Annotated in this window: 8 protein-coding genes; 6 read left to right on the plus strand and 2 right to left on the minus strand. The window is 71.8% G+C overall.

Features of this window, described 5'->3' with window-relative positions; all coding sequences use genetic code 11:
* Positions 1-205 precede the first annotated feature (205 nt).
* The 4 genes from QHF83_RS26400 (at position 206) to QHF83_RS26415 (ending at position 8,912) form a co-directional block, all read left to right on the plus strand.
* Positions 206-2,650, plus strand: a complete 2,445-nt coding sequence (locus tag QHF83_RS26400) for a serine/threonine-protein kinase (protein WP_282420712.1) — start codon at positions 206-208, stop codon at positions 2,648-2,650.
* Entirely contained in the window at positions 2,647-6,573 is a 3,927-nt protein-coding gene (locus QHF83_RS26405) for a serine/threonine-protein kinase (RefSeq protein WP_282420713.1), read from the plus strand. The genes QHF83_RS26400 and QHF83_RS26405 overlap by 4 nt, the downstream gene beginning before the upstream one ends.
* Before the next feature lie 63 nt (positions 6,574-6,636).
* Positions 6,637-7,632, plus strand: a complete 996-nt coding sequence (egtD, locus tag QHF83_RS26410) for an L-histidine N(alpha)-methyltransferase (protein ID WP_282420714.1) — start codon at positions 6,637-6,639, stop codon at positions 7,630-7,632.
* Positions 7,629-8,912 carry an SUMF1/EgtB/PvdO family nonheme iron enzyme gene (locus tag QHF83_RS26415; protein WP_282420715.1) on the plus strand — a complete coding sequence of 428 codons (1,284 nt, stop codon included), beginning with the start codon at positions 7,629-7,631 and terminating at the stop codon, positions 8,910-8,912. The genes egtD and QHF83_RS26415 overlap by 4 nt, the downstream gene beginning before the upstream one ends.
* Position 8,913: 1 nt before the next feature.
* Here the strand turns inward: QHF83_RS26415 and QHF83_RS26420 are convergent, their stop codons facing one another.
* On the minus strand, positions 8,914-10,452 hold the full coding sequence (locus QHF83_RS26420; RefSeq protein ID WP_282420716.1) for an FGGY family carbohydrate kinase: 1,539 nt from the start codon (positions 10,450-10,452) through the stop codon (positions 8,914-8,916).
* Positions 10,453-10,454: 2 nt separating this feature from the next.
* Complete coding sequence (locus QHF83_RS26425; protein ID WP_282420717.1) at positions 10,455-11,510, minus strand: hypothetical protein; 1,056 nt, start codon at positions 11,508-11,510, stop codon at positions 10,455-10,457.
* 102 nt (positions 11,511-11,612) lie between these two features.
* Between QHF83_RS26425 and QHF83_RS26430 the strand changes: the two genes are divergently transcribed.
* Both QHF83_RS26430 and QHF83_RS26435 read left to right on the plus strand, forming a co-directional pair.
* Positions 11,613-12,629 (plus strand): hypothetical protein, encoded by a 1,017-nt coding sequence (locus QHF83_RS26430; protein WP_282420718.1) that lies wholly within the window; start codon positions 11,613-11,615, stop codon positions 12,627-12,629.
* Between the two features lie 312 nt (positions 12,630-12,941).
* Positions 12,942-13,829, plus strand: a complete 888-nt coding sequence (locus tag QHF83_RS26435) for a hypothetical protein (RefSeq protein ID WP_282420719.1) — start codon at positions 12,942-12,944, stop codon at positions 13,827-13,829.
* Positions 13,830-13,832 lie beyond the last annotated feature (3 nt).

Genomic DNA, 13,832 nt, shown 5'->3' on the forward strand with positions numbered 1-13,832 from the left:
CCTACCCAGCGGACCACGCTGGAAGAAGCTGGACGAGGCGCCCGGCAGCCGACCGTATCGCGCCAGCGCCTCCTGGGCGTCTCGAATCGCTCCCGTTCCCGCTTCCGCCTCCGCTTCCGCTACCGCTTCCGCATCTTTTCCCGCCTCGGCCCGCCCCCTCTCCGTCCCGCTTGCCTATCCTGCGCTGTATCGGCATCCTCTCGCCGTGCAGCCTGGAGACGTCGTCGGCGGTCGGTTCGTCCTCGAGCGTATCGCCGGCACGGGGGGCATGGGCTCGGTCTTCCGCGGGCTCGACCACGTCACGCAGCAGCCCGTGGCCATCAAGGTCCTCGGGCAGCACGACCCCGAGGCCATCCGCCGCTTCGATCACGAGGCCAAGATCCTCGCCGAGCTCGGCCATCCCCATATCGTCCGTTACGTCGCGCACGGCACCGCGCCCTCCGGCGCGCCGTGGCTCGTCATGGAATGGCTGGAAGGCAGGAGCCTCGCGTCGCGCCTCGTCGAAGGCCACCTCACGCAGGCCGAGGCCGTCCTCCTCGCCATCCGCATCGCCTCCGCCCTCGCGGCGGCGCACGCGCGCGGCATCGTCCACCGCGACGTCAAGCCGAGCAACGTCTTCCTCGTCGGCGGCTCACCGGAGGCGGCAAAAGTCCTGGATTTCGGCCTCGCGCAGGCCGCCGCGGGCGGCGCGCGCCTCACGCGCACCGGAAGCGTCCTCGGCACGCCCGGGTACATGGCCCCCGAACAGGCCCAAGGCTCGCGTGTTCGCGTCAATCCGCGGGCGGACGTGTTTTCCCTCGGCGCGCTCCTCTTCGAGTGCTTGACGGGCAAACCCGCGTTCGAGGGCGAAGGCGTCATGGCCATCCTCGCGCGCCTCCTCCTCGAAGATGCCCCGCGCGTGCGTTCGATCCGCCCCGACGTCCCCCGCGCGCTCGACACGCTCGTCGCGCGCATGCTCTCGCGCGTCGCCGAGGCTCGACCTGCGGACGGCGCCGAGGTGCTGCGCGCCCTCGAGGGCATCGACACCGTTGGAGGTGAAAGGATCTCCGTCGTCCCGGCCTTGCCCGAGGGGATCAGCGATCGCGAGCATCGCCTCGTCTTCGCGGTCGTCGCCGCGCCCGCCGTGGAGGCGGCCGTGCGGCCTTCGAGCCCCACGCTCCGCACGCAGCTCCCCCGTTCGTCCTGGGACGACGTGCGGGTCATCGCGCGGCGGCACGGCGCCTCGCCCACGGAGCTCGCTTCGGGCACGCTCTTGCTCTCGCTCGACGGCGCCGCGGACGGCCCGGTGCGCGCCGCGCGTTGCGCCCTGGAGATGGCCGAGCTCCTCCTCGGCTTCCGGGTCGCGCTCGTCACGGGTCGGTCCGACGCGAGGCGTGATCTGCCGGCCCCCGACGTCGTCGAGCGCGCGCTCGGCCTGCTCAAGCGCGGGTGCCGCACGCCGGCCTTCGGGGTTCGGATCGACGATCGAACGCAAGCGCTCCTGCCCGCGCGGTTCGAGATCGAAGGCTCGCCCGACGACGCGCGTCTCCGCAGCGAACGAAGCGATCTCGGCGAGCCGTGTCCCCTGCTCGGGCGGCCGTGCACGCTCATGGGCCGCAAGGGCGAGCTCGCGGTGATCCTCGATCTGCTCGAAGAAGGCCTCGACGAGCCGCGCGCGGCGGCCGCGCTCGTGGTCGCGCCGGCCGGGCTCGGAAAGACGCGCCTCGCGCAGGAGGTGGTCCGCGCGCTCCGGTCGAGCCGCCCGGATCTCGTCGTCGGCTACGGACGACCCGGCATCGGCGCCGCCGATTTCGGGGTGATCGAGCCCGTGATCCGCGCCCTCTCGCCCTCGCCTTCCGCGAACGACACGGCTCCCTTCGAGGAGCGCGCGCAGGGCGTCCTCCGCGCGCGCGCGGAGGCGGGGCCGCTCTTGCTCGTGCTCGACGACGTGCAGTGGGCGGACGCGGCTTCGCTCGCGCTCGTGGATCAGGCGCTCGGGGAGCTCGCGGATCGCCCGATCGGCGTGCTCGCGCTCGCCCGACCCGAGGTGCGTGATCGCGCGCCGGGGCTCTTCGCGCGCCGGAGCGTGCAGGAGATCCGCCTGGGGACGCTCTCGCAGCGGGCCTCGCGCGAGCTCTTGCGACGCGCGCTCGGGCCCGAGATGTCGGACGAGGATCTCGCGGCGCTCGCGCAGCGGGCCGACGGGCATCCGCTCTTCCTGCAGGAGCTCGCGCGTGGCGCGACGGCCGTGACGCCGGAGGCGCTGCTCGCCGTGCACGGCCCCGCGATCGCCGAGCTCGCGCCCGCCGCGCGCAGGCTCCTCCGCGCGGCGGCCCTCGTCGGCGTCACGTTCTGGGAGGGCGCGGTCGTCACGCTGCTCGGCGGCGAAGCGGACATCACGCAGGTGCGGACGCAGCTCGGGGAGCTCGCGAAGCGCGAGATCATCACGAAGCGGCGCGCGAGCAGCGCCCCGAACGACACCGAGTACGCGTTCAGCCAGCCCATGCTGCGCGAGGCGTTCCTGGCGACGTCGACGGAGGCGGACATCCGTCGAGGTCAAGCGCTCGCCGAGCGTTGGCTCGCGGGCTCGGGCGTGCGCGCCACGGCGCTCGCGGGCGAGGCCGACGCCGCCCTGGCCCTCGCGCTGAAGCAAGGCGGCACGAGGACATGAAGCGCGGCGACGTCATCGCCGGCCGCTTCGAGATCGAGCTTCGCGCGGGCGCCGGCGGCATGGGCGCCGTCTACCGCGCGCACGACCGCGCGACCGGCTCGCCCGTCGCACTCAAGGTCATCCACCAGCCTGCCTCGGACGCGACGCGCCGCTTCGACGTCGAGGCCCGCGCGCTCGCCGAGCTCTCGCATCCGCACGTCGTCCGCTACGTGACGCACGGCCTCTCCGAGGCGGGTTTTCCCTACCTCGTGATGGAGTGGCTCGAAGGCGAAGACCTCGCCGCGCGGCTCACGCGCGGGCCGCTCACGCTCGAGGAGTGCCTGCTCCTCGCGCGCCGCGTGGCCGCGGGCCTCGGCGCGGCGCACGCGCGGGGCATCGTGCACCGGGACGTCAAGCCCACGAACCTCGTGCTCGTGGGCCGCGCGATCGAGGGCGTCAAGCTCGTGGATTTCGGCCTCGCGCAGCTCGGGGTCACGTCGCGCAAGCTCACGCGGTCGGGCGTGATCCTCGGCACGCCGGGGTACATGGCCCCCGAGCAGGCGAGCGGCGACGGCGCGCCGCTCGACGCGCGCGCGGACGTCTTCTCGCTCGGCGCCGTGCTCTACGAGTGCCTCACGGGCCGCCCGCCGTTCCAGGCCGACAACCTCATGGCCCTCTTCGCCAAGCTCCTGCTCGAAGAGGCCCCGCGCCTCGCCGAAGCGCGGCCCGACCTTCCCCCGCGGCTCGACGTGCTCATGGCGCGCCTGCTCGCGAAGGACCCCGCGTCGCGCCCAGCGAACGGACCCGCGCTCGAGGCGGAGCTCGCCGCGCTCGACGCGCTCGGCATCGAGGAGACGGACGAGGTCCCGACGCTCGCGGACGAACCCGCGGCGATGGGCCTGACCGACGTCGAGGCGCGGTTCGTCTCGATCCTGGCCCTCCACCGCGAGCCCGTGAGCAACATGCTCGACCCGAAGGGCTCCACGGAGCGCTCGCAGGCCGACGTCGTCGCGGCCGTCCGGCACGAAGTCGCGCCGCTCGGCGCGCGTGTCGACGAGCTCCGCAACGGCGCGCTCGTGGTCACGCTCCTCGGCGCGGGCGAGCCCACGGATCGCGCCGCACGCGCGGCCCGCGCGGCCTTGCGGCTCCGCGCGATCCTCCCCGACGCCGCGATCGCGCTCGCCACGGGCCGCGCCGAGGCCTCCGCGCGCCTGCCCGTCGGCGAGGTCGTCGATCGCGTCGCGGCCCTGCTCGAACGGGAGGACGTCTCACCCCCCAGACCTCCCGTCGGCATCCGCATCGACGAGGTCACCCGCGCCCTGCTCGACGCGCGCTTCGATGTCACGAGCACGCCTTCCGACCACCGCCTCGTCGCGGAGCGCGCCTCCGGCGAAGCCGCGCGCACGCTCCTCGGAAGGCCGAGCCCCTTCGTCGGCCGCGACCGCGAGCTCCGCGTGGTGCGCGACCTCGTCGACGCCTCGATCGAGGAAGAGCGCCCCTCCGCCGTGCTGCTCATCGGCGCGGCGGGCGCAGGCAAATCGCGCCTCCTCTCCGAGCTCGTCACGCGCATCCGACAGGATCGCCCCGACGTCCTCGTGGCCCGCGGGCACGGCGATCTGCTCGGCCAGGGCTCACCCTTCTCGCTCCTCGGCTCCACGCTCCTCGGCGCGCTCGTGGACGCGCCCTTCGAGGGCCGCGCGCGTCTCGCCGCGTTCGTCCGCGAATACCTCCCCGCGTCGGAGGCCGAGCGCGTCTCCGAGCTCGTCGCCGAGCTCATCGGCCTGCCCTTCTCCGATGAGGCAAGCCCGCGCCTGCGCGCCGCGCGTCAGAGCCCCGCGCTCATGAAGGACCACGTACGCGGAGCCGTCGTGGATCTCCTCGCCGCGATGACCCGTCGCCACCCCGTCCTCCTCGCGCTCGAGGACGTGCAATGGGGGGACGCCGTCTCCTTGCGCCTCCTCGACGCGGCCATGCGGGAGCTCGGCGATCGCCGCTTCATCGTCCTCGCCGCCGCGCGCCCCGAGGCACTCACCCTGTTCCCGCGCCTCTTCGGGGACCGCTCGAACGAGGTGCGTCTCGCCGAGCTTCCGCGCAAGGCGAGCGCGCGCCTCACCCGCTACGCCCTCGGCGACGCCGCGCCTGCCGAGCTCGTCGACGCCCTCGTCGAGCGCGCCGCGGGCAATCCATTTTATCTCGAAGAGCTCGTGCGCGCCGTCGCCGAGGGCCGCGGCGGCGCGCTGCCCGAGACCGTGCTCGGCATGATCGAGGCTCGCCTCGCCGCCCTCGATCCGCCGGCGCGCCGTGTCCTCCGCGCGGCGAGCGTCTTCGGCGAGTCCTTCTTCCGCGGCGGCATCCCGGCCTTGCTCGGCGACGACGCGCCGGACGAGGAGGAGCTCTCGGCCGTGCTCGCCTCGCTCGTCGAGCGCGAGATCCTCGTGGCTCGGCGGGAAAGCCGGCTTGCCGGCGAGGAGCAGCTCGCGTTCCGGCACATGCTCCTCCGCGAGGGCGCCTATGCGATGCTCACCGATCGGGATCGCGCCCTCGGCCACCGGCTCGCCGGCGAATGGCTCGAAGCGCACGGCGAATGGGATCCCAGGATCCTCGCCGCGCATTTCGATCGCGGCAGCGACGCGGCGCGGGCGATCCGCCATTACGAGCGCGCCGCGCAGCATGCGCTCGGCGCGGGCGACGACGAGGCCGCGCTCGCCCTCGCCGAGCGTGGCCTCGCCCTCGGCGCCACGGGCGATCGGGCAGCCGCATTGCGGGCCATCCAGACCGACGCCTGGGCCTGGAATGGCGACTGGGCCCGCGCCTTCGCCTCGGCCGAGGCCACGTTGTCCCTCGCGACGCCGGGCACGACGAGCCATTGCCGCGCGCTCGGCAGCGCCATCACGAGCCCCGTCATTGCGGACAAACCCGACGTCCGCGCCGCCTTCGTGCGCGACCTCGCCCGCGTGCACCCCGAGCCTTTTGCGATCCCCGCGTTCGCCTGGGCCTACAGCGTGGCGATCATGCCGTACCTCCTCGGCGCCCAGCGCGAGCTCGCCGAGGCGCACCTCGCGCGCCTCGAAGAGGTCACGGCCCCCTTCCTCGACCGCGAGCCCTCCGCCGCCGGCTGGGTGAAAATGACCCGCGCCTTCTGGCAGCGCTACGTCCCCCGCGATTTCGCGGCCGCGCTCGCCCTCGACCGCGAGGCCCTCGCCCATTTCGAGGCCGCGGGCGATCGTCGCTATGGCCCGTACGTGCAGATGCACGTCGGCCTCGACTGGTCCCACCTCGGCGCCTTCGAGCAGGCCGAGGCCGCCCTCGCGCGCGCCATGCAAAGCGCCGAGCCGGGCAGCATGATGGCGCTCACGTCGCGCACCTACCTCGGCCGCGTCCTCGTGCTCCGGGGCCGCCCGACCGACGCCATCGAGGCCTGCACGGCCGTCTACCGGGAGGCCGAGGCGCGCGGCGAACGCACGGTCGCCGTCAACACCGCGCTCCTGCTCGCCGAGGCGGCGCTCGCCGCGGGCTTCCTCGAAGCGGCCCGGACACGCGCCGCCGCCCTCGAGCCGCTCGTGCAAAGTTTACCCTTCGCGCGCGTGGCCCTCGCGGGCATCCGCGCTGGAATCGCGCTCGCCGAGGGCCGCCCCGCCGAGGCCCTCGCGCTCGCCGAGCCTGCGCTCGCCGAGAGCGCGCGGCGTGGCATGTACCATTTTGGCCACGAGCACCTCGTCCTCTCGCGCGTCGATGCCCTCCGCGCCCTCGGCCGGGCCGAGGAGGCGCGCGCGGCCGTCCTTTCGGCGCGCTCCGATCTTTTCCTGCGGGCGTCTCGAATCCCGGATTCGCTCCTTCGCCAAACCTTCCTCGAACGAATCCCGACCCACGCGGCCCTCCTCGCGCGGGCCGAGGAATGGCTTTCGCATCCCCCCGCTGCGCCCGCTTCGACGCTGGTGTCCTGAGCAAACGGCGCATCGCGCCCCACGCTCGGGCTCCGAGCCCGCGGGCGCCGGAGGGTTTCGCGAATGGACGGATCGCCTCTCAGGAAGGACGCGCCCCAGGACCTCGCGCCCCGCTCCTCCACGCGCCCGATCGACGAGGGCGCGGCGCTCCGCGCGAGCCTCCTCCAGGAGCTCCCGGAGATCCCGGCTCGTTACCTCTACGACGACACCGGAAGCGAGCTCTTCGAGCGCATCACCCAGCTCTCCGTCTATTACCAGACCCGCACGGAGATCACGATCCTGGAGCGCGCGGCGAGCGATATCGTCGCGCACGCCCGTCCTCACCACCTGGTCGAGCTCGGCAGCGGCGCGGGCCGGAAAATCCGGCTCCTCCTCGATGCCCTGCGGGCGGAGGGGCAGGACATCACCTGCACCATGCTCGACATCAACGAGCTCTTCTTGCTCCAGTCGATCGACCGCCTCTCCGCCGATTATCCGGAATTCGTGTTCCGCGGCGTCGTCGGCAATTTCATGACCGACCTCGGTCGCCTCGGCCCCGCGGGCGGGCGCCTCATCGTGTTTTTCGCGGGCACCGTGGGCAACCTCCATCCGGACGAACGCCGCTCGTTCCTCGGCGAGCTCGCGCAGCGCATGGATGACTCGGACGCGCTGCTCCTCGGCGTCGATCTCGTCAAGGATCCGGCCCGGCTCGAAGCCGCGTACGACGATCCCGAGGGCGTCACGGCGGCCTTCAACCTGAACATCCTCTCCGTCCTCAACCGGAAGTTCGCCGGCAATTTCGATCCGACGGCCTTCCGGCACCGCGCTTTTTACGACCGGGAAAACGCCTGGATCGAGATGCGCCTCGTCGCGAAGCGCAAGAACACGGTCCGCCTCGGCGCGCTCGACCTCCGGCTCGACCTCGACGCGGGCGCCGAGATCCGCACCGAGCTCTCCTGCAAATTCACGCGCGCCTCGCTCGAGGCGTCTGCGGCCGAAGCCGGCCTCACGATCGACCGCTGGTACACCGACCCGGCCGACCTCTTTGCCCTCGCCCTGCTCCGGAGGCGTCGTTCGTGACCCGGCCCCTCGAATCGTTCTGGAAAGAAAAACTCGACACAGCCTACCAGCGCACGGACCTCCTGTTCAGCCTGCTCCCTCGGGATGCCATGCTCGAACGGCCGATCGGCCTGCGCCACCCGTTCCTGTTTTACCTCGGCCACCTCCCCGCGTTCGCCTGGAACCAGATAGGCCGGGGCGTGCTCGGGGCGGGGCACCTCGACGAGGCGTACGACGTCCTCTTCGAACGGGGCATCGATCCGAAGGACGAGCAGAGCGCGCGCCGGTCGACCCTTGCGAGCTGGCCCTCCGTCTCCGCCGTGCGCGCCTATCGCGACGAGGCGCGCCGCGCCGTCTGCGCGCGGCTCGGCGAGGTCCTCGGCCGCGCGGACGACCCGCTCTGCGAGAACGCGCGCATCCTGCACCTCGTGCTCGAACACGAGCTCATGCACCAGGAGACGCTGCTCTACATGTTCGCGGAGTGCCGCCCGGGCTTGATCCAGCGCCCCGCGCGCATCGCCCCGCCCGGCTCCGGCCAGGGCCGCGCTGCCGAGCGCATCCGCATTTCCGCGGGCGACGCCGTCATCGGCGCCGCCTGGGACGAGATCCCGTTCGGCTGGGACAACGAGTTTGGCCGGGCCACCGTCTCCGTCGGGGCCTTCTCCCTGGATTCGCTCCCTGTCCGAAACCTCGATTGGCGCACGTTCCTCCGAGCGAACGGCGATCCCCCGTCGCTCCTGCCCCGCTCCTGGATTCATAGAGGCGCTCGCCTGTTCGTCAAGACGGTGTTCGGCCCCGTGCCCTTCGAGGTCGCGGAGGGCTGGCCCGTGCAGGTCTCGGGCGAGCAGGCGCGGGCCTATTGCGCTCATCGCGGCGGGCGATTGCCGACGGAGGCCGAGCTCAGCCGCGCCGCCTACGGGACGCCGGACGGCAGCGCATGTCGGCCCTATCCCTGGGGCGACGCCGAACCCGCGCCGTCCCACGGCAATTTCGATTTCGCCCGGTTTTTCCCCTCCCCCACGGGCGCGCATCCGGCCGGGGCGAACGCGTGGGGCGTGGAAGAGCTCGTCGGCAATGGGTGGGAATGGACGAGCACGCCGTTCTCACCCCTCCCCGGGTTCGTCCCGTACGCCCGGACCTACCCGGGCTATTCGGCGGATTTTTTCGACGGCGAGCACGACGTCGTCTTCGGCGCCTCGTGGGCCACCGACCGGAAGCTCCTCCGCCCGAGCTTCCGCAACTGGTACCGGCGCACGTATCCGTACGCGTTCACGAGCTTCCGCGTGGCGTGGGACGATTGACCTACCGCGCGCTCTCCCGCAGCCGCGCGAGCTGCCCCATCGCCCCCGCCAGCGCCGGATACAGCCCCACGTACACCTCGCGGTAAAGCCGCTCGTAAAACCCACGCCGCTCCCCCGGGACGAACACCTCGCCCCGCGAGGTCATTGCCGCGGCCGCCTCCTCGATCCCCGAAAACGCCCCCACCCCGGCCGCCGCCAGGATCCCCGCGCCGAGCGACGTCGCCTCGCTCGTCCCCGCCCGCACGATGGGTTTGTCGAGGACATCCGCCAGGATCTGGCACCACAGCGCGCTCCGCGAGCCGCCTCCCATCACCCGCAGCTCCGCGATCGGCCCCGACGCCCGCTCCACGCCGTCCGTGTGGAGCCGCTGTTCGAGCGCGATTCCTTCGAGGATGGCTCGGTACACGTGCGCCGGCCCCTGCCCACCGGACAGCCCGAGCAGGATCCCCGTGGCCGCGTCGTCCCAGTACGGATTCATCACCCCGTGGAAATACGGCACGAGCACGAGCCCGTCCGCGCCCGGCGTGATGCCCTCCGCTTCCCGTTCGAGCGCGGCCAGCGTCGCCGACGACGCCTCGGTCTCCGCGCCGAGCAAGCGCGCGAGCCACGTGAGCGTGAACGTCCCGCCTTTCAGATCGGTCTCGTACAAAAACGCGCCCGGGGTCGCCGCCATCATCGTGCGAAAAGCGCGATCCGTGCGGTACTCCCGCGAAATGACCCCCGACACGATGGCCGTGCCGAGGTTCAGATACATCACGCCCGGCCCCACGACGCCCGCCCCGAGCGCGGCGGCCTGCCCATCGCCGGCCCCCGCGAACACCGGGATCCCCGCCTCGATCCCCAGCGCCGCGGCGGCCTCGCGCCCCACCTCGCCGATCCGCTCGCCTGGCTCGGCCAGCGCGGGCACCTCCGACGCGGACAAACCTGCCCATTCGAGGATTTCCGCGGAAAAACCCCGCGCCGCCATGTCGACGAGGCCCGTCGGATCCGCGCTCGCCACGGACGTGACGAGGCGGCCCGTGAGCCTGTGGGCGAGAAAGGCGTGCACATCGAGCATCCGCACCGGACGCGCGGCGAGGTGCGGCGCGATCCGATTGCGCAGGTGGAGCAGCTTGTAGAGCGAGGGTGTGGTGCAGGGGAACTTGCCCGAGATCTCGTGCAAGCGCGCCTCCCCCACCCTCGCCGCGAGCGCCGCGACCTCCGCCCGGCAGCGCGCGTCCATCCACACGAGCGCCGGATGCAATGGCTCCCCTTGCTCGTCTGTCAGGACGAACGTCTCCCGCTGGTGCGTGATCGTGATCGCCCGGATGCGCCGCGCGCCCACGTCTCCGAGCGCGCGGGCCGCCTCGCGTGTCGCCGTGCCGAGGGCCTCCCACCACGTCCGCGCGTCCTGCTCCCACGCGTCCGGCGCCGGGTTCGAGAGCGGGATCGGCGCGCGCCCCTCCGCGACGGCGCGCCCCTCCCGGTCCCACGCGATGGCCTTGCACGCCGTCGTGCTGCAATCGATCCCCAGGAAAAGCGCGTCGTCCCCCGCTTGCATCGTCAGCCCCCGAAAAACGAATCGAACGGCATCTCGACCGGCGCGTCCTCGAGCGCGACGGCAATCAGCTTCCGCAGGAGCGGCAACTCCCCGGGACCGAGCTCGCCCCGGGCCTCGTACGCAGGGAGGGCCCGACGCATCACGTCGAGGATCTCCAGGCATTCGAGCGTCGCGCCTTCCATCCGGGCCACGGCCTCGCGCGCGCCGATTCCGAGCCCGAGCAGCCGCCCGAAGCGCCCCGTGCGGCCGCCGTTCATGGTGACGTCGAGATCCCCCACGCCGGGCAAACCCGTCGCCGTCATCGGATCCCCACCCAGCATCCCGATGACCCGCATCATCTCGCGAATGGCCTGCGCGAACACGGCGCTTTCCCAGTTGTGCATCGCCACGCTCCCGGGCGCGCCGCCATTCTTCTCGTGCAGGCCTGCGCCGAGCGCGACACCCATCGCGTACGCATTCTTGAGCGCCGCGCACACCTCGGCGCCGATGACGTCGGCGCACCGGAAAACGTGATAATACGGACCGCGGAGCGCATACGCGAGTTTGTCGAGCGCCTCGCCGTCCCTGCCCGTCACCACGACCGACGTCGGCACACGCCGCGCGAGCTCCCCCGCGATGCACGGCCCCGCGACGGCCGCCGGCGATACGCTCGCGCGCACCTCCTCGGGCAAACCTCGCCGCACGACGTCCGGCAGCACGAGGAGCCGACCGGCCTCGCCGTCGAGCTCGAGCCCCTTCGTGATCATCACGAGCGGCACGCCGGGCCGCGCGTATTTCGCGATCGTCTCCGTGGCCCAGCGAATGCCCGCCGAGCTCACGCCGAACGCGAGGATGTCCGCGCCTCGGGCGGCCTCTTCGAGCTCGGACACGAAAAACGGCCGGATGGAAGGGGGCAAATCGAGCTTGAGCGTCGGGTGAAACCCGCGTGCTTTCAGGCTCTCGATGATCGCGACGTCGAGGTGCGTGCCGACGAGGCGCACGTCGTGCCCGCGATCGACGAGCGGCACGCAAAACGCGCTGCCCATCATGCCGGCGCCGAGGACGGTGATGACGGCCATGGTGGCGGCGGAGGGTAGCCAGAACCGTCGCATTTGCAAGGAGTTGCCCGAGGGGATTGTCTGCGGCGGACCCCTCGGTATCATCGCGGCCCGGAGGTCTTCGTGAGCGGAGAAGACGAGGGCAACGGCAAGAAGTTGGGGCCCATCGCAGCGGTGATCGCGGCGATCGGGATGTTCATGGCCCGGGCCGGCGACGATTGCGCGAGGGTCGGCGCGAAAGGCGCGATGCTCGGCGACGACGCCGCGCGAGGCCTCGGACGCGCGGGATCCCTCGCCGACGACGGCATGCGCGGCGGCGGAAAGATCGGCTCGCTCGCCGACGACGGCATGCGGGCCGGCGCGAAGAGCCCGCTGCCCGGGCTCCACGGACCGAAGCCCGAGGGCGGCGGCGTCCTCGTCGAAGAGGCGATGAACGCCGGTGCCAAGGCCGAAGGCCACGCGGGCGACGTCGCGGAGCTCGGCGTCGACGTCTCCCTGGAAATCCTGTCGAACGTGGGCCCGAGCGACGGAGACGACGACCACGAAGGCGAAACGCCCGTCACGGGCGGCGTGCACATTCCGCCTCCGCCGAGCGCGACCAGCAAAAAGGGCAACCCGGCCGATTTGCTACGAGCGCGTAACATCGTATCGAGCCCGACGCTGCTCCCCCTCGCCTCCGGGGCGACGAAGACGGCCGCGACCGAGACGGATCCATACGCCTGGCTGGAGACCCAGGACGCGCACAACCCCGTCGGGCTGCTTTACGCGTCACGCGAAAAGGTCGACACGAAGACCACGATTTCGCTCGTCTCGCCGAGCGGCGCCACGACCGACGACGCCACGATCCACCGGACGTGCCTCGGGCTCGCGATGAACTGCATCCTGCTCGTCTGCGAGCCGGACGCCGCGGGCGCGAAGGAGTCGTGCGTGAAGGGCGCGACCACGGCGTGGAAGACCGTCGAGACTGCGGATCTCGGCGGCAAGCCCGCCCTGCGTGACTTCCTCGGAAAACTCCTCCTCGCGCGCGTCGGACGCCCGTCGTTGCGGAACCTCGTCGTCTCGCGGCTCGACATCGACAGCACGCCCCCGCGCATCGTGCGGAGCCGGGTCGACACGAAGACCACGCCGACAAAACCCTGACGCCTGCTGCAGGCTCGGGCCTGCAGCGCTGGCTCCCGACTGCAGGCTCGGGCCTGCAGTGCAGGCTCGGACCTGCAGGCTCGGGCCTGCAGGTGCAGGCTCGCGCCGACCGCCGTAGCCCCATTTTGCGCCCCGTCGGTCCGGCGTCGATCGCTGGTCCGCATGTTGCTCAGGCCCGTTTCGTCCTCCGGCGAGATTCCCTGATGGGGCACTTCGCGTTTCGAGCTGGTTCGAATCGCGCGCGCCGGAGATTCGTTCCTGCCCCCGGGGTCTCGTGCGTCATTCGCCCGCGTCCCGGCCGGAGGGGTCCTCATGTCGAAAAACAAATCGTTCCTCGTTCTCGCGGCCGCTTCGATGATCGTCCTCGGCGCGGAGCCCGCGCTCGCCGTCAGCGAGGTGGAGCTCGTGTATGCGGAGGTCACCACCTGGAGGCCGCCGCCGACGACCCCGATCGCCGCACTCGGATCCGCGTTCGGGTTCGCCGACGCCGTCGAGCTCGACGCCGCTCCCATGCTCGCGGAGCTCGACCTCGACGCATTCACGTTCGACGCCATGGGCGAGCCGCTCGGGATCTCGGTCCCCATGTACAGACATTACTTCGAGATCGCCGTCTCGAACCCGGTCTACGCGGGAACCGTGGCCGTGAAGATCCAGATCCCGAGCGGGATCTCCAGTTGCGCTGCGAAATACGCGACCGTCCGCGGTGACGGGCGCGCATTGTACAATGCGTACTGTTATCCCGGTCCGAACAGCGCCAAGGTGTCGATTCGCCACGACGACAACTGGGGACAGACGTTGTGGGACGACAACGGCGGGCTCGGCCACGCCGTTTCGTACGCCGCGGGCCCCACGATGCCCGCGGGCGGGGTGTTCCACCACGGCGTCCCCCGCGTTTCTGGCACCACGCTGCAGGGCGCGGCCGTGCTGGAGAGCCTCCCGCCGGACGCAACGGTCACCGTCGTGTATTCGAAGGACGATTGGACCACGGCGACGGAGCATCCCGCCGTCGTGAGCGGCACGGGCTTCGTGGGCGGCCCAAGCTATCGTTACGGCACGAACCCTGCCATCGACGGCACGACGGTCCACACGTTCTCGCTCCCGGATATCACGTCGAAGGTCAGCTACTATTTCGTGGTGGAATCGAGCCTCGGCTCCTTCACGGACGACAACGAGGGTGCGTATTACGTGTTCAATCCGTGATGC

The organism is Polyangium sp. 15x6, assembly GCF_029960785.1.
Taxonomy (GTDB): domain Bacteria; phylum Myxococcota_A; class Polyangia; order Polyangiales; family Polyangiaceae; genus Polyangium.